A 24,017-nucleotide genomic window follows, 5' to 3' on the forward strand; every position below is an offset into this window, starting at 1 on the left:
TGGGGAATTTTGCCATGAGCACGACCGGGACCTCGTCTCGGACCGGGGAGGATCTGTCCCCGGCCGCCCGGGTGAGCGCCGCGATGGCGGGGCTGATCGGGGACTTCAAGGCCATGCAGGCAGACCTGCAGGGCAAGCTTCAGAAACAGGAAGAGCGACTGACCATGCTGGATCACAAGACCGCCCATCACGCGCGCCCGGCGCTGTCCACCGCGGCCGAACCCGACGCGCCGCATCAGAAGGCCTTCGACGCCTACCTTCGCAGTGGCGAGGATGACGGGCTGCGCGGGCTCGAACTCGAAAGCAAGGCGATGTCCACGGCGATCAACTCGGACGGCGGTTATCTTGTCGATCCGCAGACCGCCGAGACGATCCGCTCGACGCTTGCGAGCACGGCCTCGATCCGCAGCGTGGCGAGCATCGTGAACGTCGAGGCGGGCAGCTTCGACGTGCTGATCGACCGCAACGACGCAAGTGCCGGATGGGCGAACGAAACCGATGCGACCGCCGAGACCGGCACGCCGACCGTCGAGCGGATCTCGATCCCGCTTTACGAGCTGAACGCGCTGCCGAAGATCTCGCAACGCCTGCTGGACGACACGGCGTTTGACGTCGAGGCCTGGCTGGCCGGGCGCATCGCCGACAAGTTCGCCCGTGCCGAGGCGGTGGCCTTCGTGTCGGGTGACGGGCAGGACAAGCCGCGCGGCTTCCTGAACCATGCCACCGTGGACAATGAGGTCTGGACCTGGGGCAATATCGGCTACGTGCCCACCGGCATCGCCGACACCATCGGCAGCGGCGATACGCTGATCGACCTGGTGTATTCGCTGGGCGCGCAGTACCGGGCCAAGGCCACCTTCGTGCTGAATTCCCGCACGGCAGGCGAGCTGCGCAAGCTCAAGGACAACGACGGGCGCCATCTCTGGTCCGACGGCCTTGCCGCGGCCGAGCCGGCCCGTCTTCTGGGCTACCCGGTGCTGATCTCGGAGCAGATGCCGGACATCGACGCGGGAACGTACCCGATCGCATTCGGCGATTTCGGGGCGGGCTACACCATCGCCGAGCGGCCGGATCTGCGCGTCCTGCGGGACCCGTTCAGCGCCAAGCCGCACGTGCTCTTCTATGCCACCAAGCGTGTCGGCGGCGACGTGACCGATTTCGCCGCGATCAAGCTGCTGCGCTGCGCGGTGAGCTGAAGCTGAGCCGTCGGGAGGGTCTTCGACGGAGGCCCTCCCGTTTCGGGCCGGACCGGACCTTCGTGCCGGGATGGCCGCCCGAGCGGGAGACGAGACATGATGTTGGTGGAAGAAGGCCAAGTGCCCGAGGCGGCCCTTCCGGTCGATGCGCTGAAGGCGCATCTGCGGCTGGGAACGGGCTTTGACGAGGAAAGCGTTCAGGACGGGGTGCTTGGCTCTTTCCTGCGGGCGGCCATGGCGGCGGTCGAGGCCCGGACCTCCAAGGCGCTGATCACGCGCGGTTTCGTCCTGACTCTGAACGACTGGCGGGATCCCTGCGCGCAGGTCCTGCCGCTTGCCCCGGTCGAGAGCGTGACCGACGTGACGCTGGTGGACGGATACGGTGTGGCGACCACGGTCGATCCGGCGCTCTACCGGCTGCAACCCGACGCGCATGCGCCCCGCCTGCGCCCGCGCGGCGCGGCGCTGCCGCGGGTGGCCGGCGCCGGCGCGGTGGAGATCCGCTTTCGCGCGGGGTTCGGCGCGGCCTTCACGGATGTCCCTGCCGACCTCGCGCAGGCGGTGATGCTGCTGGCGGCGCACTATTACGAATACCGCGACGAGACCTCGCTTGGCGAAGGCTGCATGCCCTTCGGCGTGGCCTCGCTGGTGGCGCGCTATCGTCCGCTTCGGTTGGGGGCGGCGGGATGAGTGTGCCGCAGCTCAATCGCCGCCTGACCCTCGAGGCGCCGGAGCGCGTGGCCGACGGGGCCGGGGGGTTCGTGGAGATCTGGGTGCCGCTCGGCACGCTCTGGGCCGAGATCCAGCCGCGCACCGGGCGCGTCACCAGCGGAGAGGTCGGTTCGGTTTCCGTCGCGGCCTTCCGGATCGTCGTGCGGGCGGCGGTTCACGGATCGACGGCCCGACCCGTCGCAGGCCAGCGCTTTGCTATGGGGCCGCGGCGCTTCCTGATCGAGAGCGTGACCGAGGTCGAGCCGCGGGCTCTCTACTTCGTCTGCGATGCCGAAGAGGAGGTTGCCACGTGAGCTACGGGATTTCCGCCGCCCTGCAGGAGGCCGTCTACGCGCGCCTGCTTGGCAGTGCACAGCTGACGGAGATCGTCGGGAGTGCCGTCTATGACGAGCTGCCGCCGGGGCCGATGCCGTCGCTTTACGTCGCGCTGGGGCCCGAGAAGGTGCGCGATGCATCGGACGTGGCAACCGCCGCCGCCAGGCACGATTTCACAGTGTCGGTGGTGACCGAAAGCGCGGGGTTCCAGACCGCGAAGGCCGCCGCCGGGGCCGTGAGCGACGCGCTCAACGGCGCGGCGATGACGCTGGGGCGCGGCCACCTTGTGGGGCTGTGGTTCCGCCAAGCGCGGGCGACGCGCGAAAGCGGCGGGCTGCGCCGCATCGACATGACCTTCCGCGCGCATGTGGAAGACGACTGATTTCAGCAAGGAGACGGGACCATGAGTGCCCAGAACGGCAAGGATCTTCTGATCAAGATGGACGTGAGCGGTGCGGGCCAGTTCGAGACGCTGGCAGGGCTGCGGGCAAGCCGCATCGCCTTCAACGCCGAGACGGTGGATGTCACCTCTCTGGAAAGCCAGGGCGGCTGGCGCGAGCTGCTGGCCGGGGCCGGGGTGAAATCGGCGAGCCTGACCGGTGCGGGGGTCTTCAAGGATGCGCAGACCGATGCAAGGGCGCGCGAGGTCTTCTTCAACGCGCAGATGCCGGACTTCCAGGTGGTGATCCCCGATTTCGGCACCGTCGAGGGGCCGTTCCAGCTGACCGCCATCGAATATGCCGGCAATCACGACGGCGAGGCGACCTACGAATTGTCTCTGGCCTCGGCCGGCGCCCTGAGCTTCACGGCAGCCTGATGGCGAACCCCTGGCGAGGCGAGGTGCCGATGGTCATCGATGGCAAGCGCCGGATCATGCGGCTGACACTCGGCGCGCTGGCCGAGCTGGAGGCCGAGCTTGGCGAAGGATCGCTGGTGGATCTCGTGCAACGCTTCGAGGGCGGGCGCTACTGCGCGCGCGATGTGCTCGCACTGGTGGTGGCCGGCCTGCGCGGCGGCGGTTGGCGCGGTGATGCGGCAGACCTGCGCTGCGCCGAGATCGAGGGCGGGCCGCTGGCGGCGGCGCAGGCGGCAGCGACGCTGCTTGCCCGCGCCTTCGCGACGCCAGGACCGGAATGAGTGCCTTTGACTGGCCGGGACTGCTGCGCGCGGGGCTGCAGGAGCTTCGGATTCGACCCGAGCAGTTCTGGGCGCTCACCCCGGCAGAGCTTTCGCTGATGCTGGGGCAGCCGCAGGGCGGTGGTGCCATGGGGCGCGGTGCGCTGGAGCGGATGATGGCGGCCTATCCCGACCGGACGGAGGATGAGGGATGATGGATTTCGAAGATATCGGCGAGCTGGGCGACGAGATCGCGGCGCTCGAAACCTCGCTCGGCGGCGTGGCCGGCATGGCAGCGGCGTTCGATGCCGAGCTCAGGCGGGTGCATTCGTCGTTCGGTGCAACGGCACGCACGGCGGGATCGCTAGAACGCTCGCTCAGCCGCGGCGTGGCGCGGGCCATCGACGGGCTGGTGCTGGACGGGATCAGCCTGTCGGACGCGCTGCGCGGCGTCGCGGATTCCATGGTGAACGCGGCCTGGCGCGCGGCCGTGCGGCCCGTGGCGGACCACATCGGTGGTGCGGTCACATCGGGCATCGGCAGTCTCTTTGGCGCGGTCACGCCCTTCGCGAAGGGGGGCAGTTTCTCGCAAGGACGGGAGCGTGGCGTCGTCGGGGCGCCGACCGCCTTTCCGATGCGCCGAGGCCTCGGGCTCATGGGCGAGGCGGGCCCCGAGGCGGTGCTGCCGCTGTCGCGCGGAGCCGACGGGGCACTTGGCGTGCGGATGCAGGGGCAGGCGGCGCCTGCGCAGGTCGTCATCAATATCTCGACGCCCGATGTCGAGGGCTTCCGCCGCAGCCAGAGCCAGATCGCCGCGCAGATGGGCCGGGCGCTGAGCGCCGGCGCGCGCAACAGGTGAGGAGAGGGTCATGGGCTTTCACGAGGTGAGATTTCCCGCGAACCTGAGTTTCGGCGCGCTCGGCGGGCCGGAACGCAGGACCGATATCGTCACGCTGACCAGCGGTTTCGAAGAGCGAAACACACCCTGGGCCCATTCGCGCAGGCGGTGGGACGCGGGACTGGGGCTGCAGTCGCTCGACGATCTTGCGGCGCTGATCGCCTTCTTCGAGGCACGTCGCGGGCAATTGCACGGCTTCCGCTGGAAGGACTGGGCGGATCACAAGTCCTGTGCACCTTCGGGAGAGCCCGCCGCGGACGACCAGGTGATCGGCACCGGCGATGGCGCGACGGACGAGTTCTCGCTGACGAAAACCTATCGCTCGGGCGGCGCGGAGTATGTGCGTCCCATCGCCAAGCCGGTCGTGGGGTCGGTTCTGGTGGCCGTCGGTGGCGTCCTGCAGGTGCAGGGCGCGGACTTTGAGGTGGACGAAACCGAGGGCCTCGTGACGATGGCCTCGGCCCCGGCGGTGGGTGTTGCGGTGACCGCAGGGTTCGCCTTTGACGTGCCGGTGCGTTTCGACACCGACCGGATCGAGATCAGCGCCGCGACCTTCCAGGCGGGACAGGTGCCCAGCGTGCCGGTGGTGGAGCTGCGGGTCTGATGGCGGGCAGGGATGATCTGCACGCCCATCTTGCCGGCGGTTGCACGACGGTGGCGCGCTGCTGGGCGATCACCCGGCGCGACGGCGTGCGGCTCGGCTTCACCGATCACGACGCGGACCTTGCCTTTGACGGGCTCGTATTCCGGGTTGGGACGGGATTGACCGCGCGGGCGCTGGAAACCTCGACGGGGCTGTCGGTCGACAATTCCGAGGCCATGGGCGCGCTGAGCGATGCAGCGATCCGCGAGACGGACATCGCGGCGGGACGCTACGACGGGGCCGAGGTCGTTGCCTGGACGGTGAACTGGGCGGACGTTGCAGCGCGCAAGGTGATCTTCCGCGGCACACTGGGCGAGATCCGCCGTGGCGGCGGCGCCTTTCACGCCGAGCTGCGCGGCTTGAGCGAAGCTTTGAACCGGCCGTTCGGGCGCGTCTACCAGAAGGTCTGCGACGCCGTGCTCGGCGACAGCGCCTGCGGTGTCGATACCAGCGACAGCGCGTTTTCCTGGGAAGGGCCGGTCGAGGCGGCGGAAGAGGGCCGCAGGCTTTGGCTCGGGGCTGCGCATGCCGAGGGCTGGTTTACGCGCGGCAGCCTGACAGTGCTGACCGGCGAGGCAGCGGGTCTGAGCGAAGGCATCAAGCGTGACCTCGCCGATCCCGTCGGACGCCGGATCGACCTCTGGACGCCGGTGCGCGCCGAGATTGCCCCGGGCGACATGGTTCGGCTGGTGGCCGGATGCGACAAGCGGGTGGAGACCTGTCGCGAGAAGTTCGGAAATCTTCTGAATTTTCAGGGCTTTCCAGATATTCCTGAAGAAGACTGGATGACGGTTTCGCCCGCGCATGCCGCCCGCCGCGACGGGGGCAGCCGGAGATGAGCGCCTATGTAATCGCGGCGCGCGGCTGGATCGGCACGCCCTACCTCCACCAGGCCTCGTGCAAGACCGGCGGCTGCGATTGTCTCGGCCTGCTGCGCGGTGTCTGGCGCGAGGTGCTCGGGCCTGAGCCCGAGCTGCCGCCCGCCTACAGCCCGGACTGGTCCGAACCGCAGGGCGAAGAGCGGCTCTGGGCCGCGGCCCTGCGGCATCTGCAGCCGAAGCCCCTCACGCAGGAGCACGCTGGCGACGTCCTGCTGTTCCGCATGCGGTCGGGCGCCGTGGCCAAGCACCTCGGGCTTCAGGCGTGCGTCGGCCCGGAGGTCAGCTTCATCCATGCCTACAGCGGCCACGGCGTGATCGAGAGCGCGCTGACGGCCCCGTGGCGGCGGCGAATCGTGGCGCGCTTGGCCTTTCCCGAAAGGAGCGAATGATGGCAACACTGGTGCTTTCCGCCGCTGGCGCGGCGCTTGGCAGTTCCGTCGGAGGCACGGTCCTTGGCCTCTCGATGACGGCGGTGGGCCGCTTCGCGGGCGCGACGCTGGGGCGGATGATCGACCAGCGCGTTCTGGGGCGCGGGGCCGAGCCGGTCGAGACCGGCCGTATCGACCGCTTTCGCCTGAGCGGTGCGGGGGAGGGCGCGCCCGTGGCGCAGGTCTTCGGGCGCATGCGTGTGGGCGGGCACATCATCTGGGCGAGCAACTTCCGCGAGCACGCCTCGACCAGCGGTGGCGGCGGTGGCAAGGGGGCGCCCAGCCAGCCCGAAGTGCGCAGCTACAGCTACTCGGTCAGCCTCGCCCTCGCGCTCTGCGAGGGCGAGATCGCCGGCGTGAACCGCGCCTGGGCCGACGGGGCCGAAATCTCGGTGCCCGACCTGAACATGCGGGTCTATCGCGGCACGGCGGACCAGATGCCCGATCCCTGCATCGAGGCGGTGGAGGGCACCGGCAACGTGCCCGCCTACCGCGGCACGGCCTACTTGGTGATCGAGGATCTCAGGCTCGAGCGCTTTGGCAACCGCGTCCCGCAGTTCAGCTTCGAGGTGACGCGGCCCGAACTGGCGGATCCCGAGGACCTGACGCAGACGGTGCGAGGCGTCGCGCTCATTCCCGGCAGCGGCGAATATGCCCTGGCGACAGACAAGGTCTTCGTGGCCGGAAGCGACGGGACCCTTGCAGCGAACGTGAACTCCCCCTCCGAAAGGCCCGACATCGAGATCTCGCTCGACCAGCTCCGCGACGAGCTGCCGGCCTGCGGGGCCGTTTCGCTGGTGGTGAGCTGGTTCGGTGACGACCTGCGCTGCGGCGACTGCACGATCCGGCCCAAGTACGAACGCCCGGAGGCCGAAGCCGACGACATGCCGTGGTCTGTGGCGGGGCTCTCGCGCGCCACGGCGCAGCAGGTCCCGGTCGAGGACGAGCGCCCGGTCTACGGCGGCACGCCCTCGGACCGCTCGGTGGTGCAGGCGATCCGCCATGCCCGCGACCGCGGCCTCGAGGTTGTCTACTATCCCTTCATCCTGATGGACCAGATGTCGGGGAATGCTCTCCCCGACCCATATGGCGGCACCGAGCAGGCGCGGCTGCCCTGGCGCGGGCGGATCACCGCATCGCTGGCCCCGGGGCAGGTAGGAACACCCGACGGCACGGCGCAGGTCGATGCCGAGGTCGCGGATTTCTTCGGCACGGCCTCTGCTGGCGACTTCGTCGTGACCTCCGATGGCATCACCTACGGCGGCCCGGACGAGTGGCGCTATCGGCGCTACGTGCTGCACCAGGCCGCGCTTTGCGCACAGGCGAGCGGGGTGGAGGCCTTCTGCATCGGCTCCGAACTGCGCGGCCTCACGACGCTGCGCGGCACCACTGGTTTCCCGGCGGTACAGGCCCTGCGGGATCTCGCCGCCGAATGCCGGGCGATCCTCGGTCCCGACGTGAAGATCGGCTATGCCGCCGACTGGAGCGAGTATTTCGGCTATCACCCCTCCGATGCCCCGGGCGACGTGTTCTTCCACCTAGATCCCCTCTGGGCGGATGACACGATCGACTTCATCGGCATCGACAACTACATGCCGCTATCCGACTGGCGCGACGACGAGGATCAGGCCGACGCCGCCTGGGGGACCGTGCACAACGCCGACTACCTTGCGGCCAACGTGGCCGGGGGCGAGGGCTTCGCGTGGTACTATGCGTCTGAGGCCGATCGCGCCGCGCAGAAGCGCACGCCGATCACCGATGGTGCCTACAGCGAGCCGTGGGTCTGGCGTTACAAGGACATCCGCAGCTGGTGGGAGAATGCCCATCATGACCGCATCGGCGGCGTTCGGCAGGTCGCGCCCACCGACTGGCAGCCGCGCAGCAAACCGATCTGGTTCACGGAGCTCGGCTGCCCCGCCGTCGACAAGGGCACGAACCAGCCCAACGTTTTCGTCGATCCGAAATCCTCGGAATCCGCGCTGCCGCATTTCTCGGGCGGGCAGCGTGACGACCTGATCCAGCGGCAATACCTGCGGGCCATGTATCGCCATTGGGGCGAGGCCGCGCAGAATCCGGTGTCCCCGCACTACGGCGGTCCGATGGTGGACCTCTCGCGCAGCTTCGTCTGGGCCTGGGACGCGCGGCCCTATCCTTGGTTCCCGGGCAATACCGCGCTCTGGTCTGACGGGCCGAACTACCAGCGTGGCCACTGGATCAGCGGCCGGGCCTCGTCTCGCACCCTGGCTTCTGTGGTTGCGGAGATCTGCGCACGGGCAGGTGTGACCGATATTGATACTTCGGGACTGCATGGCATCGTTCGTGGCTTCACGCTTTCCGAGACCGGAACCGCGCGGCAGGCGCTGCAGCCGCTGATGCTGGCGCACGGGTTCGATGCGGTGGAGCGTGACGGCACGCTCGTGTTTCGCAGCCGCACGGGGCGCGGGGCCATTCCCCTGTCGCGTCAGGATCTCGCCGTGAGCGGGGATCTCGACGCCGACCTGATCGAAACCCGCGCGAGCGAGGCCGAGATGGCGGGCCGGGTGCGGGCGAGTTTTGTCCTCTCGGACGCCGATTTCCAGGTGGCGCAGGAAGAGGCCGTGCTGCCGGGCGGTGATCTTCCTTCCGTGTCGCAAAGCGAGCTTCCCCTGTCTCTGACCCGTGGCGACGGACGGCAGACCGTGGACCGCTGGCTGTCCGAGGCGCGGCTCGCGCGCGACAGCCTGCGCTTTGCGCTGCCGCCTTCGAAGGCGACTATCGGCGCCGGGGACGTCGTGTCGCTGCCGGGATCGTCGGGGCCGATCCTCGCACGCATCGACCGGCTTGAAGCGACTGAGCTTCTGCTGGCCGAGGCGGTGCGCCTCGATCCCGATCTCTACCGTCCGGCGCCGGAGGATCGCGCCGCTCCGGAGCTGGCGAGGGTCAGCCGGTCCGTTCCGGTGACCGCCCAGTTCCTCGACCTCCCTTTGATCTCGGGCGAGGAGGTGCCCCATGCACCGCATCTCGCGGTCACGGCACGGCCCTGGCCCGGCGAGGTCGCGGTGTTCGACGCGGCGACGGACGCAGACTACCGGTTGAACCAGCGGATCGGCACGCGTGCGACCATCGGTGCCACATTGACCCCGCTGCCAGCCGCGCCCGCAGGCGTTGTCGACCGGGGCGCTCCGCTGTGTATGTCGCTACCCGGCGGTGCGCTGCAATCGGTGAGCGCCGCGGCCTTCCTGTCCGGCGCGAACCTGATCGCCATCGGCGACGACTCCACTGGCCTTTGGGAGGTATTCCAGTTCCGCGACGCCACGCTTGTGGCGCCGGACACATGGGAGGTCAGCCACCGCCTGCGTGGTCAGTGTGGCTCCGACGCGGTCATGCCAACGGCCTGGCCGGTCGGATCCCGCATCGTCCTGCTCGACGGGGCGCCCGTGCAGATCGACCTCGCCCGCGCCCGTTGGCGGCAGGAGCGGCACTTCCGCATCGGCCCGGCGCAGCGGCCACACGATGACGCGACCTACCGGCATATGGTCGAGACCTTCGCTGGTAACGGCCTGAGGCCCTATCGGCCAGCGCATCTTGGCCATGTCGTTCAGGCCGGCGACGCGGTCTTTCGCTGGGTCCGCAGGACCCGGATCGGCGGCGACGACTGGGACGGCATCGAGGTCCCCCTGGGCGAGGAGCGCGAGAGCTACCTTGTCCGGGTGCTTGATGGCGGCGAGGTGCGGCGCGAGGTGCTGACCGACAGGACCGAGTTCACCTACACGGATGCGGAGCGCAGCGCCGACGGCATCGCGGGCGGCTACGCGCTGGAGGTGGCGCAGATCTCGGCGAGCTACGGGGCAGGGCCCTTCGCCCGGATCGAGGTCGGCGCATGAGGCCCTTTACCATCGGTGATGTGCTCTGCGCGGCGCGCTACCTCCTACTGTTCGAACCGGGGTCACGTCATGCGGCCGCTCGGAGCCTCGTGCAGCGCGCCACTGCCGCGGACCGCTGGCGGGCCCAGCGGGGCAGGGCGCATCGCTGCTGGGGCAACGGCACGCTCATGGCCGCGGCGGGACTGGCCCCTTTGCCGCCGACGCCGCCGCTTGGCGATCCGAGTTTTCTCGATGCGCTCTGCGTGATGCTCGGCACCCTGCGAGACAAGGCACCTCAGCCCGACGCGCAGGAGATGCAGCGGCGCGCTGTCGGGTCCAGTTCGAGCCGGCGCGCCGCGACCTCCTCGCCACACTCCTCGCAATAGCCGAACTCATCCTCGGCCAGGCGGTCCAGCGCCGCGTGCAGTGCATGGCGCTGGTTATCCCTGCGCGCCTGCGTGGCCTTGGCCATCGATTGACTGAGAAGCGCATCCTGACGGCTCAGCCGCCCCACGGCCTGCTGATCGAGCGCGACGGTGGACTGCCCCTCGCGGCCAAGCGCATCCTCGGCATCGAGCTCCGCCAGCCGCGTGGCGATCACGTCACGGAAACGCGCCGTTCTCTCATCATCATCCGGCATTCGATCCATCAAGGTTTTGCGTTTCTGCCCACAGACCCTATCTGCTATCCTGCCGCCGTCAAAGGAGTGACCCGTATGGCAGAGACACGCGCGAAGATTGCCCAGCTCGATCCCGTCTGGGGCCGGATCATATCCGAGGCGGAGCAGGCCGTGCTGGACGAGCCCCTGCTTGGCGGCATGGTGCATTACTCGATCCTGCACCACCAGACGATCGAACGGGCGCTGGCCTACCGGATCTCTCTGAAGCTTGCCAACGGCGAGATGAGCGAACAAATCCTGCGCGAGATCTGCGACGAGGCCTATGGCGCCGATGCCGAGCTTGCGTTGGCCGCGCGGGCGGACATCGTGGCCACCTACGAGCGCGATCCCGCCTGCCACCGATTCCTCCAGCCCATGCTCTTCTTCAAGGGCTTCCAGGCGGTGCAGTCCTACCGCGTCGCCAATTGGCTTTATCGCGAGGGCCGCAAGGATCTCGCCTTCTTCTTCCAGATGCGCAGCTCCGAGGTCTTCGGCGTCGATATCCATCCCGCGGCCCACATCGGACGCGGCATCATGATCGACCACGCCCACAGCATCGTCATCGGCGAAACCGCGGTGGTGGGCGACAACGTGTCGATGCTGCATTCGGTGACGCTCGGCGGCACCGGCAAGGAAGAGGAAGACCGCCACCCCAAGATTGGCAACGGCGTGCTGATCGGGGCCGGGGCCAAGGTACTGGGCAACATCCGTGTCGGCGACTGCTCGCGCGTGGCGGCAGGTTCGGTGGTGCTGGACGAGGTTCCGTCCTGCAAGACCGTGGCCGGCGTTCCGGCCCGGGTCGTGGGCGAGGCGGGCTGCGCGCAGCCCTCGATCAGCATGGATCACCTGATTTCCGGCGGCGCCTGAGGGCGCCGACCGTTCAGGCTAGCAGCCTCTGCGGGTCTTCGAGACCCGCTGCGATCTCCGACAACAGCGCCGCGCCAAGCGCGCCGTCCGTCACCCTGTGATCAACAGACAGCGACATCTGGATCGTACTGGCCGGCACGATACGATTCTGGTCATCGACCACGGGTTTCCTCAGGACACTGCCCACCGCGAGGATCGCCGAATGAGGCGGGGTCACGATGGCGTCGAAGGACTCCACCCCGTGCATCCCGAGGTTCGAGACGGCGAGGCTGCCACCCGCCAGATCCACCAATGACAAGCGCCCTGCGCGAGCCCGTGTCTTGAGTGTGGTGAGCTCGCGCGACAGCGCCTGAAGGCGCTTGGTCTCGGCATCGCGGATCACTGGCGCGACAAGGCCGCCCCCGGTCGCGATGGCGATGGAGAGGTCCGATCCACTCAGCCGCAGGATGCGGTCCCCCTGCCAGATCGCGTTGGCCTCGGGCACCTGTTGTAGGGCCAGCGCGCAGGCACTCAGCACGAAATCCGTGATCGAGAGCCGCGGGCCCTCAGGGCCGGTTCCCTCGTTGAGCGCATCCCGGGTGGCGAGCAGCCGGTCGGCAAGTATCTCGCGCCGAAGGCAGAACTGCGGCACGTCGCGGTTCGCCTCGGCCATGAGCGCGACGAAGGCCTTCCGCTTCTGGTCGATCGGCACATCAGAGGCCCGGCGCCTCCAGACCCGCTGGCCGGGCGCTTCGTCGCCCAACCTCCCGGCAAAACCCGGCGCCTCGAGATCCCGCGCGATGATACGGCCGGCGGGACCGCTGCCCGTTACCGCGCCAAGATCGATCCCTCGTTCCTTCGCCATGCTGCGGGCGCGGGGCGAGGCCGCGACCCGTGCACGCACCGGATCCCGCCGGGCGACATCTGGGTGCAGCTCGGCAATCGGCGTGTTGACCGCGACCCCGGCAGAGCCTTCCGCGATGAGGATCCGCCTGAGCGTGCCGGCCCGGTCGGCCTCGAACTCGAGCGTCGCCTTGTCGGTCTCGATCTCGGCGATCACGTCGCCGGGGGCGATCCGGTCTCCCTCGCCGACGCACCACCGAGCGAGCGTGCCGTCCTCCATAGTCGGAGACAGGGCCGGCATCAGGATCTGGTAGGGCATGTCGCGTTCCTCTCGGGCCCTCAGCTCTTCACAAGCGTAAGCGTATCGTAGGGCGGGCGGGGCACCTTGCCCGCCGCCAGCCGCGCGACGGCCCGCGTGAGCCGGCCACGATGGGCCGCGATCCACTCGTAGGCCTCCTGGTGGCTGGGCCGCTCCCCCGGACGCATGCCCTCCATCAGGTATTCGGGGACAAGCGCCTGTCCGTGCGCGGTCTCGATCCGGTAGGCCTCTGCCGCCACGTCCCGCCCCAGCACCTGCACGCGATCCCCTGACATGGCCGCTACCGGTAGCAGACCTGTCGCACCGCGGCCACGACCTCGTCCGTGGTGACGAGCGCGGCGCGCTCCAGCGCGGCAGCGTAGGGCAGCGGCACGTCCTTTCCGGTGACGGTCAGCACCGGCGCGTCAAGCCAGTCAAAGGCCTGCTGCATCAACAGCGTCGCGACCTGCTGGCCGATGGAGCCCGCCGGAAAACCCTCCTCCACGGTCACGCAGCGACCGGTCTTGCGCACCGAGGCCATCACCGTTTCGTTGTCGAGCGGACGCAGGCTGCGCAGGTCGATCACCTCGGCGGAAATCCCATCGGCAGCCAAGCGGTCCGCCGCATCAAGCGCATAGCTCATGCCGATCCCGAAGCTCACCAATGTGACGTCTTCCCCCTCGCGCCAGATCCGGGCGACGCCAAAGGGCACCGTGTGATCCTCGAGCTTCGGCACGTCGAAGGCGCGCCCGTAAAGGATCTCGTTTTCGAGAAAGATCACCGGTCCCGGATCGCGGATGGCGGATTTCAGCAGGCCTTTGGCGTCGCAGGCCGAGTAGGGCATCGCCACCTTCAGGCCAGGGATATGCGCGTACCATGCCGCGTAGTCCTGCGCGTGCTGGGCAGCGACGCGGGGCGACGCGCCGTTCGGCCCGCGAAAGACGATCGGGCAGGTCATTTCGCCGCCGGACATGTACCGCGTCTTGGCCGCCGAATTCACGATCTGGTCGACGGCCTGCATGGCGAAATTGAACGTCATGAACTCGACCACGGGGCGAAGACCCGCAAAGGCGGCGCCAACGCCAAGCCCGGCCATCGCGTGTTCCGTGATCGGCGTGTCCACCACGCGGCGGCGGCCGAATTCCTCGAGCAGCCCTTGGCTGATCTTGTAGGTGCCCTGGTAGTCCCCGACTTCCTCGCCGATGAGAAAGACATCCTCGTCGCGCCGCATCTCCTCGGCCAGCGCCTCGCGCAGTGCTTCGCGGACGGTCAGGCGGTGGGTTTGTGTCCCTTCGGGCCAGGGGAATGTCGCAGCGGCGGCCTTCGGCTCGGGCGTTTGCCTCGGCGTGGCGGGCAAGGCCGGCGCCGCGTCGGGTCGCGGGGCAGGGGGCTCCGGCAGCAGATCGGCAGGCTCGTCCTCGGCAAGCAGCAGCGCGATGGGGGTGTTCACCGCCACGTTGGCGCTGCCTTCCGGCACAAGGATACGCCCGAGCCGCCCCTCGACCTCGGCCTCGAAATCCATGGTGGCCTTGTCGGTCTCGATCTCGGCCAGAACGTCGCCGGAGGCGATCTCGTCGCCCTCTTTCACCAGCCAGCGGGCGAGGGTGCCCTCCTCCATGGTGGGGCTGAGAGCGGGCATGAGGATCTCGGTCGCCATGGCCCTACCTTCCCGCCGAAGGGGCCGCGTGGACATCCTGCAAAAGCATGTCCAGTCCCGGCTCCGGGCTTTGCCGGGCGAACTCTGCGGCCTCGTTCACGACGGCCTTGATGTCCCGGTCGATCAGCTTGAGGTCCTCTTCGTCGGCATGGCCGCCCGCAAGCAACCTGTCACGCACGAGTTCGATGGCATCGCGCTCTTCCTTGACCCGAGTCATTTCCTCGCGCGTGCGGTACTTGGCCGGATCCGACATGGAATGCCCGCGATACCGGTAGGTTCGGGCCTCGAGGATGCTGGGACCGCGACCGGCGCGGCAGCGCGCCACTGCCTTGCGACCGGCCTTGCGCACGGCCAGCACGTCCATCCCGTCGACCACCTCGCCGGGAATGCCGAAGCTCTCGCCGCGCGTGCAGAGATCTGGCGGCGGCACGTCCGAGACCTTCCGCGGCGTGGTGTCGTACTGGTTGTTCTCGATCACGAAGACCACTGGCAGCGACCAGCGCGCGGCCATGTTGAAACTCTCGTAGACCTGCCCCTGGCTCGCCGCGCCATCGCCGAAATAGCAGAATGTGACGCGGTCGGTCCCGCGATAGCGGTCGGCAAAAGACAGCCCCGCACCGATGGGCACCTGCGCGCCCACGATCCCGTGGCCGCCGTAGAACTGATGCTCGCTGCTGAACATGTGCATCGAGCCGCCCTTGCCGCCCGAATAGCCGTCCTCGCGTCCGGTCATCTCGGCCAGGATCCGCTTTGGGTCCATGCCGCAGGCCAGCATGAGCCCGTGGCTGCGGTAGGATGTGATGCGACGATCGCCGGGCTCGGCCACGGATTCCAGCCCGACCGCCACGGCCTCCTGCCCGATGTAGAGATGGCAGTAGCCGCCGATCAGGCCCATGCCGTAAAGCTGCCCGGCCTTCTCCTCGAACCGCCGGATCAGAAGCATGTCGCGGTAGAGCTGCGTCAGGGTCTCGCCGGATGGCTCCGATCCGGCGTCGGTCTTGCGGGCGGCCATGGTCATCCTTCGGGAAGATGGTTTAAGGCTGAACGGTCAGGCGAGAGTAGCGCCGGGCAGGGAAGGGGTAAAGGGAAGCCGTGGCGCGCAACCTGCAAGGCGCGCGGGGCGTTCCGACTAGAGATGACAGGATGCGAAAGGGGCGCTTCGATGGCCGAGATCACCGCCAAGCTGACCGACGAACTCAAGGCCTGGGTCGACGCCCAGGTGGGCACCGTTATATGGACGCCAGCGACTACATCCGGGATCTGATCCGGCACGATCAGGACCGCCAGAGCGCCGCCGGTGAGGCCATGGAGCCTTTCGAGGACGCGCTTGGCGACTACCTCGAGCCGCCCTTCGGGTCTGGCCGCTACTAGGCTCAGCGCACCACGATTTCGTCGGAGCGGATGTAGCCCAAGACGTCGCGGGCCTGCTGGTCCAGCAGGTCGATGTCGAGGAACTCGTCCGACAGGCGCCGGGTCAGGTTCTCGAAGCGGGAGACATCCTTTTCAAGCACCGCCAGTTCCGCGTCGAGCTGGTGTTGCTCGCCGAGGATCTCGGCGCGCCGGAAAATGCCGAAATCGCCCTGCACCGCGGCAAAGACGAAATACGCCGCCAGTCCGGAAGCGAGCGTGAAGTAGATCAGGACCCCGAGTGCGGGGCGGCTGCGTCGGCTTGTCATGGGGCTGTGGTCACTGCTGCCTCTGCCTGCACCTCTTGCGGGTGCACGTCCCGAGGATGCCACAGTCCGAAACGAAAGGGAATCCCGCAATCTTCCTTTTCGCATCCTGCTGCGTGAAGGGGCGCCCGGGCAATCTGCATCTCGACGCGGCATATCGGAACGCGCATTCATATGCACATGATGCGCCGCCTGACCTGCCTGATCATCCTCGTCGCGCTTGCCGGATGTACCCCGCGCGGCACGTTGCAGTACGCCGGCATTCTTTCCGTGCCCGGACAGTCGATCCGGCCGGTCTTTGTGGCCACCGACCGTCAGCCCGCACCCAGGGGCAACGACCCCCTCGCGCGGCAGCGCTTCGGGGCGGTGCGGGATGCACGGCTGCACTACGCGCGTCTCGACGTGAGCATTCCGCCGGACCACCGCGAGGGCCGCATCGAATGGCCTGACAAGACCGAAGCCGACCCGGCACGGCATTTCACCGTGGCGGATTCAGAACTCTACAGCGACCCGGCCCCATGGCTCGCCGCGATCGACGATCGGCAGCCACCCGGCGGCGAGGATGTCGTGCTCTTCGTCCCCGGCTACAACACCACGCACGCGAGGGCCGTCTACCGCACCGCCCAGATCGCCGAGGACTTCGATGCACCTCAGCCGATCATCGCCTACTCCTGGCCCTCTGCCGGGATGCCGGGGCGCTACGTCTACGACCGCGACAGCGTGATCTTCGCGCGTGACGGGCTCGAACAGCTTCTCGGAGACCTCACGCGCGGCGGCGACCGGACGGTCACGATCGTGGCGCATTCCATGGGCAGCCAGCTTGTGATGGAGACGCTGCGCCAGATCTCCATCGCGGGCGACCGGCAGACGCTGTCGCAGGTCTCGGCCGTGGCGCTGCTGTCCCCGGACATCGACGAGGATGTCTTCCTCGCCCAGGCGCGGCGGATCGATCCCTTTCCGCAGCCCTTCGTGCTGATGGTTTCCGCGCGGGACAGGGTCCTGGAACTGGCCGCCTGGCTTGTCGGCCGTCCGTCGCGGCTCGGATCCATCGAAGACCCGGGCCGGCTCGCGGGGCTGCCCGTCACGGTGGTCGACCTGACGGGCTTGGGCGAGGGCGGTCTGCCTGGCGGGCACAGCACCGCCTTCACGGCACCCGCCGCCATCGCCCTCATCCGCGACATGGCGCCCATCGACTGACGGGCGCCAGATGCGCTCAGCCGAGCGCTGCAACCCCCGGCAGCGTCTTGCCTTCCATCCATTCGAGGAAAGCACCGCCCGCGGTCGAAATGTAGCTGAAGCCCTCGGCGGCACCCGCCTTGTTCAACGCCGACACCGTGTCGCCGCCCCCGGCGACCGAGACGAGCTTGCCCTCGTTGGTGAGTTCCGCGGCATAGGCCGCCGCCGCGTTGGTTGCGGCGTCGAAGGGCTTGATCTCGAAGGCACCGAGCGGGCCGTTCCAGATCAGCGTATTTGCGCGGGCGATGGCTTCCTTCACGTGGGCCACGCTGTCGGGCCCGGCGTCGAGGATCATGGCGTCGGCGGGGACATCCTCGATCTTCACGACCTCGCTCTCGGCGCCGGCCTTGAATTCACGGGCGACCACCACGTCACGGGGCAGCAGCAGCTCGCAGCCGGTCTCCACGGCCTTCTCGGCCACTTTGAGTGCGGTATCGACCATGTCGTGCTCGCACAGCGACTTGCCCACGTCCACGCCGCGCGCGGCAAGGAAGGTATTGGCCATGCCGCCGCCGATTACGAGGATGTCCACCTTCTCGATGAGGTTCGACAGCAGGTCCAGCTTGGTCGACACCTTCGCGCCGCCCACCACGGCCAGAACCGGCCGCTCGGGGTTGCTCAGCGCGCCTTCCAGCGCCTCGAGCTCGGCCTGCATCAGGCGACCCGCACAGCAGGGCAGCAGCCGCGCCAGCGCCTCGGTCGAGGCATGGGCGCGGTGCGCCGCCGAAAAGGCGTCGTTGCAGTAGATGTCGCCGAGCTTCGCCATTTCCTTGGCAAAGCCTTCGTCGTTCTTTTCCTCTTCGGCGTGGAAGCGCGTGTTTTCCAGCAGGGCTACCTGGCCGTCCGTCAGCCCGTCGACCACGGTCTGCGCGGCGGGGCCGACGCAATCCGAGGCAAAGACCACCTCGACACCCAGCACCGATTCCAGCGCCGGGATCAGCGGCTGCAGGCTCATGTCGTCGCGCCGCTCGCCCTTGGGGCGGCCGAAGTGGGCCAGCAGCACGGGCTTGCCGCCCTTGTCGAGGATGTTCTGCACCGTCGCGGCGATCCGTTCGATCCGCGTGGCATCGGTTACCTTGCCGTCCTCGACCGGCACGTTGATGTCCACCCGGCAGAGCACGCGCTTGCCGCGCAATTCCATCTGGTCCAGCGTCTTCCAGGCCATAAGCCACCTCCACACTCGTCAGTTGCCCTGTCTGTGCCGCCTGAGCGCGGCGGCGTCAACGCCGTCTTGCCGTGCGGGTGGCCGCGGTTTAGGTGTCCTGCCCATGAAATTGGAGGACCAGATGGCCCAGATCGACGATCCCGAGAACACCATCGTGATGGAGCTGCCTGCCGGCACCGTCACCATCGCGCTCCTGCCCGACGTGGCACCCAAGCACGTGGAACGCATGAAGACCCTGGCCCGCGCCGGCGCCTATGACGGCGTGGTCTTTCACCGCGTGATCGAGGGCTTCATGGCCCAGACCGGCGATGTGGAGCACGGCAAGTCCGACGCCGACAACTTCAACATGCGCCGCGCCGGCACCGGCGGTTCGGACATGCCTGACCTGCCGGCGGAATTTTCGAAGCTGCCGCACGACCGTGGCACGATCGGCGCCGCGCGCTCGCAGAACCCGAACTCGGCGAACTCGCAGTTCTTCATCAACTTCAAGGACAACCACTTCCTCAACGGCCAGTACACCGTCTACGGTCGCGTGATCGAGGGGATGGAACACGTCGACGCCATCACCCGCGGCGAGCCGCCCGCGAACCCCGACACCATGGTCAGCGTCAAGGTGGCCGCCGATGCGTAAGCTGGCATTGCTGCTGAGCTGCCTGGCGGGGCCCGCCTTCGCCGCCGGGCTCGAGATCGACATCGCGGGCGAGGCCGAAGGCACCGTCGTTATCGACCTCTTCGAGGATGTGGCGCCCCAGCACGTGGAGCGCATCACCACGCTGGCCGAGCAGGGCGCCTATGACGGTGTCGTCTTCCACCGCGTGATCGACGGCTTCATGGCCCAGACCGGCGACGTGGAGTTCGGCAAGACCGGCACCGACGCCTTTTCCATGGGCCGCGCCGGCACCGGCGGGTCCGACATGCCGAACCTGCCGGCCGAGTTCTCGGACCGGTCCTTCGATCGCGGCGTGCTCGGCATGGCTCGATCGCAGGATCCCGACAGCGCCAATTCGCAGTTCTTCATCATGTTCGCGCCCGCGCCACACCTGAACGGCGAGTACACCGTGGTGGGTGAAGTTGTCGAAGGCATGGACGTGGTCGACGCGATCAAGCGCGGCACCGGGCGCAATGGCGCTGTGACCGGCGAGCCCGACCGCATGGAAGAGGTCCGCGTGATCTCCGACTGATCCTCAGGCGGCGCCCCCGGGCGCCGTCTCCAGGCCCAGCATGTCGCGGATCTGCGCAGGCGTGCACCCCTCGGCGCGGAAGGTGGCAATGGCACGGTCGTTGTCGCGCTTGGCCAGCCGCCGCCCGGCTTCGTCCCGCACCAGCCTGTGATGATGGTAACGCGGCACCAGATAGCCCAGCAGATGCTGAAGCAGCACGTGGATCTGCGTTGCCTCGAACAGATCCTGCCCTCGCACGACATCACTGATTTCCTGCTGCGCGTCATCGACAACGACCGACAGGTGGTACGACCCTGGGAAATCCCGGCGCGACAGCACCACGTCGCCGACCCCCTCGATCAGCGCCTCGGGCGAGACCTCGATCAGCCCGCTCTCGCCATCCGGGCCGGCTCCCACTTCAAAGAAATTGATATCCTTTCCAACGACATCGAGCGCTCTCCTCATGTCGATCCTCAGCGCCTCATCTCGCGGCATCTGCCCTCTGGGCGGCGTCTCGGGTCGGCAGGTCCCGGGATAGACCAGCCCGTCCGGCCCCACCGCCGGTTCGCCCCCTTCCTGCGGGGCCGAAGCCGCCGCAACGATATCGCGCCGCCGGCAGGAGCAGGGATAGAGCAGCCCACGCGCCCAGAGATCCTCCAGCGCCGCCATGTAGGCGTCCGTATGGTCCGACTGCCGCCGGACCGGCTCCGGCCAGTCGAGCCCCAGCCAGTGCAGGTCCTCGTAGATCTGCGCCTCCCATTGCGCGCGCGCGCGCGTTCGGTCGATATCCTCGATGCGCAGCAGGAAGGTCCCGCCCGCCTCCCGCGCGAGGTCGAACGCCGTCAGCGCCGAAAACGCATGACCAAGGTGAAGCGGCCCGGTCGGCGACGGGGCAAACCGGGTCCGGAAATTCACGTCTTTTCGAGAACGTAAACGGTCGCGCCGATACCTTCGGCGGGCAGGTGGGGCCCATGCTCGCGGAACAGCTCCCGCACCACGCCGTCATCGATGTAGCGCTGCACGTGCGCCGCGTAGGCAGGGTCCTCAAGCGTATGATCATTGAACGAAAAGACGGTCTTCGCGCCCGGGATCAACGCCGCGATGATCTCGTCCAGCAGCGATAATGGCGCAGCGCCACTGCCCACCACGCCGATGGCCGCGATGGCGGCATAACCGGCGGGCAGCGGGGCGTTCGTATCCATGACCTCGACGTTGCGATAGACGCCCTTGGCCTTCGCCTCCGCGAGCATCTCGGCCGATGGGTCGAGCCCGTCGATGGTCGTGAAGCCCTCTGCCTTCAGCGCCTCACCGGAAAGCCCGGTGCCGCAGCCGAGATCGAGCACGGGCATGCCGAAATCCGTGGCCACCTGGTGCAGTGCCTTGGCGCAGCGTGCCGGCGTGGCGTAGCCCGAAGACGTCAATTCAGCGTCGTAAGACTTTGACCACTCCGCATAAATATTCTGTTTCGCCTCCTGATCGGGGGCGTCGTAGATCTTGTCCAGATATGTATCTTGCATGACCGCAGTATAGCTTACTCGGCGGCCCGAAGGTCAAGGCCCTGCGCCGTCAGCCACTCCTGCCAAGCCTCCTTGGCGCGATCCGTGTAGCCCTTGTAGCGCTCGCGGCGCCCCTTGCGGCCCCCGCGCAGCCCCTCGAGCGGTCGGAACAACCCGAAGTTCACGTTCATCGGTTGGAAGGTCTTCGCCTCGGCGCCGCCGGTGATGTGGTGGATCAGTGCCCCGTGGGCCGTGTCCTGCGGCACTGTCGGCATGGTCCGTCCCAGGATCTCGGCCGCGGCCATGCGCCCGGCCACAAGCCCCATGGCGGCGGATTCGACGTAGCCCTCGACGCCGGTCACCTGACCCGCAAAACGGATGTTCGGCTTCGACCGCAGGCGCATCCGATCATCGAGAAGCGTCGGCGAATTCAGGAAAGTGTTCCGGTGGATGCCGCCAAGCCGCGCAAAACTCGCGTCATGAAGCCCCGGAATCATCGAGAAAACAGCCTTCTGCGCGCCGTACTTCATCTTCGTCTGGAAGCCGACGATATTGTAGAGCGTACCCAGCTCGTTATCCCGGCGCAGCTGAACCACGGCATAGGGCTTGGTTTCGGGATCGTGTGGATTGGTCAGCCCGACAGGCTTCATGGGGCCGTGCCGCAGCGTTTCGCGGCCGCGCTCGGCCATGACCTCGATGGGCAGGCAGCCGTCGAAATAGCCTGCGGTCTCGCCCTCGTGGAACTCCGTCTTGTCGGCGGCCAGCAGTGCGTCGATGAAGGCCTCGTACTGGTCCTTCGTCATCGGGCAGTTGATATAGGCCTTCTGCTCTTCCTCGGTCTCGCCCTTGTCGTAGCGCGATTGCCGCCAGGCCACGTCCATGTCGATGCTCTCGGCATAGACGATAGGCGCGATGGCGTCGAAAAAGGCCAGCCTGTCGGTCCCGGTCTCGGCCTGGATCGCCCGGCCAAGGCCTTCCGACGTCAGCGGCCCTGTCGCGAAGATCCAGTGCCCTTCACCGGACAGCTCGGAAACTTCGTCGTGCGAAACCCGGATGTTGGGATGCGCAGTGATCGCGGCAGTCACCGTCTCGGCAAAGGCCTCGCGGTCGACCGCCAGAGCGCCGCCGGCAGGCAGCCGATGGGCGTAGGCGCTGTTCATGATCAGGCCGCCGGCCTGCTTCATCTCCCAGTGCAGAAGCCCCACGGCATTCTGTTCGTCATCGTCCGATCGGAACGAGTTAGAACAGACCATTTCCCCAAGATTTCCAGTATGATGCGCAAAGGTCTTCACTTCTGGTCGCATCTCGTGCAGCACGACCTGCACACCTGCTTCCGCGGCCTGAAAGGCCGCCTCGGAACCGGCCATTCCGCCGCCGACAATATGTAGCTCATCCGTCATGGGTGGCATTTAGCGATGGGCGACCGCGCTGCCAAGGGGCCTCGTCTTGCACGGGGTCGCACCGTCACGCTTGCCAGGCGATCGTCAGCCGTCACTTTGGGGCAAAAGCCAGGAGACAGGGGAAACCATGCTGAAATTTACGCTCAAGGAGATGCAGAGCTACCTGCCGGAGGTCTTTCCGCAGGTGCGGGGCATGTTCGCCATCGACCGCATGGACGAGGAGCTGCTGGTCATGCGCCTCGTGGCCGATGATCGGCACCTGCGCCCGGGCGGAACGGTCTCGGGGCCGGCCATGTTCGGCCTCGCCGACATCAGCGCCTATGTCGCGACCATGGCCCGGATCGGACCCGAGGCACTGACCGTCACCACGCATTGCTCGATCGACTTCATGCGCAAGCCGGCTTCGGGCGCCGACGTGCTGGCGCATGCGCGCGTACTCAAGCTTGGCAGATCACTCAGCGTCACCGACGTGCTGCTCTACAGCGAGGGCACGGAGGATCCCGTCGCCCATGCCTCGCTCACCTACGCGATCCCGCCCGCAAAGGGCTGACCAGCCGCTTCTTCTCGGAAAAAATATCCCGGGGAGCGCGAGGGGCAGCGCCCCTCGTTTCCTCCGCACGGCCAAATCCCTTCAGGGCATGAGTTTCGCGACATAGCCGGGGAGGGCGAAGGCGGCCTTGTGAACCTCGGGCGTGTAGTATTCTGGCGCCAACGCGCTGTTGTCGAACCGTTGTTGCAGCTCCGACAGCGCCACGTCGCGCGCGGCGCTGTCGGTACCCCAGCCAAAGGCCATCGGCCCGCCCGCATAGGTTGGCACCGTGGCGAGGTAGCAGGTCGCGTCGGAGAAGAGCGCCTTGAAGGCCCGCATGGTGTTGGTCAGTTCCTCGCCCTGCAGGAAGGGTACGCCGTTCTGGGTGACAAGGATGCCGCCCTCGGACAGCGCGCGTTTCGCGTGTCCATAGAAGGTGTCGGTGAACAGCACCTCGCCCGGGCCGACAGGATCGGTGGAATCGACGATGATCACGTCGAAGCCGCCTTCCGTCTCGCGGATGAACTGCGCGCCGTCCGCGATCACCAGGTTCAGCCGTGCATCATCAAAGGCCCCCTGGCTCAACTTCGGAAGGTATTCCTTCGAGAACTCCACCACGCCCGCGTCGATCTCAACCATCGTCACATGCTCGACGGATGCGTGTTTCAGCACCTCGCGCGCCATGCCGCCGTCGCCACCGCCGATGATGCAGACCCGCTTGGCGGCGCCATGGGCCAGGATCGGCACATGCGTCAGCATCTCGTGGTAGATGAAGTTGTCGCCCTCGGTCGTTTGGACCACGTCGTCGAGCGTCAGGACGCGCCCGAAGGTGCCATTCTCGAAGACACGCAGGCGCTGGTGCTCGGTTTCGCTGTCATAGAGCACGCGGCTCTCGCGCAGGGCCTGGGCGTGGTGATCGTGCAGCTTCTCGACGGTCCAGCCGTCGACCTTGAGATCGGACATGGGGCGGCTCCTTCCGGGGATCTGGGGCAGGTCATGGCAAAG

General features: G+C 67.7%; 30 protein-coding genes. 19 read left to right on the forward strand and 11 right to left on the reverse strand.

Translation table 11 applies throughout. The features are described 5' to 3' along the window. Nucleotides 1–14 precede the first annotated feature (14 nt). From C8N44_RS10430 to C8N44_RS24260, 13 genes are all read left to right on the forward strand, one after another. Entirely contained in the window at nucleotides 15–1,196 is a 1,182-nt protein-coding gene (locus C8N44_RS10430) for a phage major capsid protein (RefSeq protein ID WP_107976309.1), read from the forward strand. Between the two features lie 96 nt (nucleotides 1,197–1,292). Next, nucleotides 1,293–1,886 (forward strand): head-tail connector protein, encoded by a 594-nt coding sequence (locus C8N44_RS10435; RefSeq protein ID WP_107976191.1) that lies wholly within the window; start codon nucleotides 1,293–1,295, stop codon nucleotides 1,884–1,886. Continuing rightward, nucleotides 1,883–2,221, forward strand: coding sequence for a head-tail adaptor protein (locus C8N44_RS10440; protein ID WP_107976194.1), 339 nt, complete (start codon nucleotides 1,883–1,885; stop codon nucleotides 2,219–2,221). The genes C8N44_RS10435 and C8N44_RS10440 overlap by 4 nt, the downstream gene beginning before the upstream one ends. After that, nucleotides 2,218–2,625: a DUF3168 domain-containing protein gene (locus C8N44_RS10445; protein WP_107976195.1), complete on the forward strand. Its 408-nt coding sequence runs from the start codon at nucleotides 2,218–2,220 to the stop codon at nucleotides 2,623–2,625. Before C8N44_RS10440 ends, C8N44_RS10445 begins: the two co-directional genes overlap by 4 nt. 21 nt (nucleotides 2,626–2,646) lie before the next feature. Next, nucleotides 2,647–3,060, forward strand: a complete 414-nt coding sequence (locus C8N44_RS10450; RefSeq protein WP_107976197.1) for a phage major tail protein, TP901-1 family — start codon at nucleotides 2,647–2,649, stop codon at nucleotides 3,058–3,060. Next, on the forward strand, nucleotides 3,060–3,380 hold the full coding sequence (locus C8N44_RS10455) for a gene transfer agent family protein (RefSeq protein ID WP_107976199.1): 321 nt from the start codon (nucleotides 3,060–3,062) through the stop codon (nucleotides 3,378–3,380). Before C8N44_RS10450 ends, C8N44_RS10455 begins: the two co-directional genes overlap by 1 nt. Beyond that, nucleotides 3,377–3,574, forward strand: coding sequence for a rcc01693 family protein (locus tag C8N44_RS10460; protein WP_107976201.1), 198 nt, complete (start codon nucleotides 3,377–3,379; stop codon nucleotides 3,572–3,574). The genes C8N44_RS10455 and C8N44_RS10460 overlap by 4 nt, the downstream gene beginning before the upstream one ends. Next, a complete protein-coding gene (locus C8N44_RS10465; protein ID WP_107976204.1) occupies nucleotides 3,571–4,218 on the forward strand; it encodes a phage tail tape measure protein in 648 nt (215 codons plus the stop codon). The genes C8N44_RS10460 and C8N44_RS10465 overlap by 4 nt, the downstream gene beginning before the upstream one ends. A gap of 10 nt (nucleotides 4,219–4,228) precedes the next feature. Next, complete coding sequence (locus C8N44_RS10470) at nucleotides 4,229–4,861, forward strand: DUF2460 domain-containing protein (protein ID WP_107976206.1); 633 nt, start codon at nucleotides 4,229–4,231, stop codon at nucleotides 4,859–4,861. Further along, nucleotides 4,861–5,739 (forward strand): DUF2163 domain-containing protein, encoded by an 879-nt coding sequence (locus C8N44_RS10475; RefSeq protein WP_107976208.1) that lies wholly within the window; start codon nucleotides 4,861–4,863, stop codon nucleotides 5,737–5,739. Before C8N44_RS10470 ends, C8N44_RS10475 begins: the two co-directional genes overlap by 1 nt. Then, a complete protein-coding gene (locus C8N44_RS10480) occupies nucleotides 5,736–6,170 on the forward strand; it encodes a C40 family peptidase (protein WP_107976210.1) in 435 nt (144 codons plus the stop codon). Before C8N44_RS10475 ends, C8N44_RS10480 begins: the two co-directional genes overlap by 4 nt. Continuing rightward, nucleotides 6,170–10,072, forward strand: coding sequence for a baseplate multidomain protein megatron (locus C8N44_RS10485; protein ID WP_107976212.1), 3,903 nt, complete (start codon nucleotides 6,170–6,172; stop codon nucleotides 10,070–10,072). Before C8N44_RS10480 ends, C8N44_RS10485 begins: the two co-directional genes overlap by 1 nt. Then, complete coding sequence (locus C8N44_RS24260) at nucleotides 10,069–10,437, forward strand: DUF7742 family protein (protein ID WP_444541752.1); 369 nt, start codon at nucleotides 10,069–10,071, stop codon at nucleotides 10,435–10,437. The genes C8N44_RS10485 and C8N44_RS24260 overlap by 4 nt, the downstream gene beginning before the upstream one ends. Here the strand turns inward: C8N44_RS24260 and C8N44_RS10495 are convergent. After that, nucleotides 10,347–10,691, reverse strand: coding sequence for a TraR/DksA family transcriptional regulator (locus C8N44_RS10495; RefSeq protein ID WP_308421227.1), 345 nt, complete (start codon nucleotides 10,689–10,691; stop codon nucleotides 10,347–10,349). The genes C8N44_RS24260 and C8N44_RS10495 overlap by 91 nt on opposite strands. Before the next feature lie 75 nt (nucleotides 10,692–10,766). Between C8N44_RS10495 and cysE the strand changes: the two genes are divergently transcribed. Beyond that, on the forward strand, nucleotides 10,767–11,576 hold the full coding sequence (cysE, locus tag C8N44_RS10500) for a serine O-acetyltransferase (protein WP_107976216.1): 810 nt from the start codon (nucleotides 10,767–10,769) through the stop codon (nucleotides 11,574–11,576). A gap of 13 nt (nucleotides 11,577–11,589) precedes the next feature. Here the strand turns inward: cysE and C8N44_RS10505 are convergent, their stop codons facing one another. From C8N44_RS10505 to pdhA, 4 genes are read right to left on the reverse strand one after another with little or no spacing between them, the layout of a single operon-like run. Then, nucleotides 11,590–12,717: a dihydrolipoamide acetyltransferase family protein gene (locus C8N44_RS10505; protein WP_107976218.1), complete on the reverse strand. Its 1,128-nt coding sequence runs from the start codon at nucleotides 12,715–12,717 to the stop codon at nucleotides 11,590–11,592. A gap of 20 nt (nucleotides 12,718–12,737) precedes the next feature. Then, the gene (locus tag C8N44_RS10510) at nucleotides 12,738–12,992 is read right to left on the reverse strand and encodes a hypothetical protein (protein ID WP_107976220.1); all 255 of its coding nucleotides are present in this window, start codon (nucleotides 12,990–12,992) and stop codon (nucleotides 12,738–12,740) included. Nucleotides 12,993–12,997: 5 nt separating this feature from the next. Beyond that, on the reverse strand, nucleotides 12,998–14,353 hold the full coding sequence (locus tag C8N44_RS10515) for a pyruvate dehydrogenase complex E1 component subunit beta (RefSeq protein ID WP_107976222.1): 1,356 nt from the start codon (nucleotides 14,351–14,353) through the stop codon (nucleotides 12,998–13,000). Between the two features lie 4 nt (nucleotides 14,354–14,357). Continuing rightward, nucleotides 14,358–15,365, reverse strand: a complete 1,008-nt coding sequence (pdhA, locus tag C8N44_RS10520) for a pyruvate dehydrogenase (acetyl-transferring) E1 component subunit alpha (RefSeq protein WP_107976224.1) — start codon at nucleotides 15,363–15,365, stop codon at nucleotides 14,358–14,360. A gap of 221 nt (nucleotides 15,366–15,586) precedes the next feature. Here pdhA and C8N44_RS23365 point away from each other — a divergent pair, with 221 nt between their 5' ends. Continuing rightward, nucleotides 15,587–15,724: a hypothetical protein gene (locus tag C8N44_RS23365; protein WP_158274037.1), complete on the forward strand. Its 138-nt coding sequence runs from the start codon at nucleotides 15,587–15,589 to the stop codon at nucleotides 15,722–15,724. Nucleotides 15,725–15,726: 2 nt separating this feature from the next. Here the strand turns inward: C8N44_RS23365 and C8N44_RS10525 are convergent, their stop codons facing one another. Continuing rightward, nucleotides 15,727–16,029, reverse strand: coding sequence for an FtsB family cell division protein (locus tag C8N44_RS10525; protein ID WP_107976226.1), 303 nt, complete (start codon nucleotides 16,027–16,029; stop codon nucleotides 15,727–15,729). Between the two features lie 171 nt (nucleotides 16,030–16,200). Here C8N44_RS10525 and C8N44_RS10530 point away from each other — a divergent pair, with 171 nt between their 5' ends. Further along, complete coding sequence (locus C8N44_RS10530; RefSeq protein ID WP_107976228.1) at nucleotides 16,201–17,223, forward strand: alpha/beta hydrolase; 1,023 nt, start codon at nucleotides 16,201–16,203, stop codon at nucleotides 17,221–17,223. A 16-nt stretch (nucleotides 17,224–17,239) separates the two neighbouring features. Here the strand turns inward: C8N44_RS10530 and C8N44_RS10535 are convergent, their stop codons facing one another. After that, nucleotides 17,240–18,427 carry a phosphoglycerate kinase gene (locus C8N44_RS10535; protein WP_107976230.1) on the reverse strand — a complete coding sequence of 396 codons (1,188 nt, stop codon included), beginning with the start codon at nucleotides 18,425–18,427 and terminating at the stop codon, nucleotides 17,240–17,242. Between the two features lie 121 nt (nucleotides 18,428–18,548). Between C8N44_RS10535 and C8N44_RS10540 the strand changes: the two genes are divergently transcribed. Both C8N44_RS10540 and C8N44_RS10545 read left to right on the forward strand, forming a co-directional pair. After that, a complete protein-coding gene (locus tag C8N44_RS10540) occupies nucleotides 18,549–19,058 on the forward strand; it encodes a peptidylprolyl isomerase (protein WP_107976232.1) in 510 nt (169 codons plus the stop codon). Next, on the forward strand, nucleotides 19,051–19,608 hold the full coding sequence (locus tag C8N44_RS10545; protein ID WP_107976234.1) for a peptidylprolyl isomerase: 558 nt from the start codon (nucleotides 19,051–19,053) through the stop codon (nucleotides 19,606–19,608). The genes C8N44_RS10540 and C8N44_RS10545 overlap by 8 nt, the downstream gene beginning before the upstream one ends. Nucleotides 19,609–19,611: 3 nt before the next feature. On the opposite strand, the gene gluQRS is transcribed toward C8N44_RS10545, so the two are convergent. Genes gluQRS through trmFO form a run of 3 tightly spaced genes read right to left on the reverse strand, consistent with a single transcriptional unit; the run spans nucleotide 19,612 to nucleotide 22,483 of the window. Continuing rightward, nucleotides 19,612–20,502, reverse strand: coding sequence for a tRNA glutamyl-Q(34) synthetase GluQRS (gene gluQRS, locus C8N44_RS10550; RefSeq protein WP_107976236.1), 891 nt, complete (start codon nucleotides 20,500–20,502; stop codon nucleotides 19,612–19,614). Continuing rightward, entirely contained in the window at nucleotides 20,499–21,104 is a 606-nt protein-coding gene (locus tag C8N44_RS10555; protein ID WP_107976238.1) for a class I SAM-dependent DNA methyltransferase, read from the reverse strand. Before C8N44_RS10555 ends, gluQRS begins: the two co-directional genes overlap by 4 nt. Nucleotides 21,105–21,118: 14 nt before the next feature. Next, on the reverse strand, nucleotides 21,119–22,483 hold the full coding sequence (gene trmFO / locus C8N44_RS10560) for a methylenetetrahydrofolate--tRNA-(uracil(54)-C(5))-methyltransferase (FADH(2)-oxidizing) TrmFO (protein WP_107976240.1): 1,365 nt from the start codon (nucleotides 22,481–22,483) through the stop codon (nucleotides 21,119–21,121). A gap of 127 nt (nucleotides 22,484–22,610) precedes the next feature. Between trmFO and C8N44_RS10565 the strand changes: the two genes are divergently transcribed. Continuing rightward, nucleotides 22,611–23,033 carry a PaaI family thioesterase gene (locus tag C8N44_RS10565; protein ID WP_170121079.1) on the forward strand — a complete coding sequence of 141 codons (423 nt, stop codon included), beginning with the start codon at nucleotides 22,611–22,613 and terminating at the stop codon, nucleotides 23,031–23,033. 81 nt (nucleotides 23,034–23,114) lie between these two features. Here C8N44_RS10565 and speE read toward each other — a convergent pair whose 3' ends face one another. Beyond that, nucleotides 23,115–23,975: a polyamine aminopropyltransferase gene (speE, locus tag C8N44_RS10570; RefSeq protein WP_107976242.1), complete on the reverse strand. Its 861-nt coding sequence runs from the start codon at nucleotides 23,973–23,975 to the stop codon at nucleotides 23,115–23,117. Nucleotides 23,976–24,017: the final 42 nt, after the last annotated feature.

Source organism: Allosediminivita pacifica, from assembly GCF_003054175.1.
Taxonomy (GTDB): Bacteria; Pseudomonadota; Alphaproteobacteria; order Rhodobacterales; family Rhodobacteraceae; genus Allosediminivita; species Allosediminivita pacifica.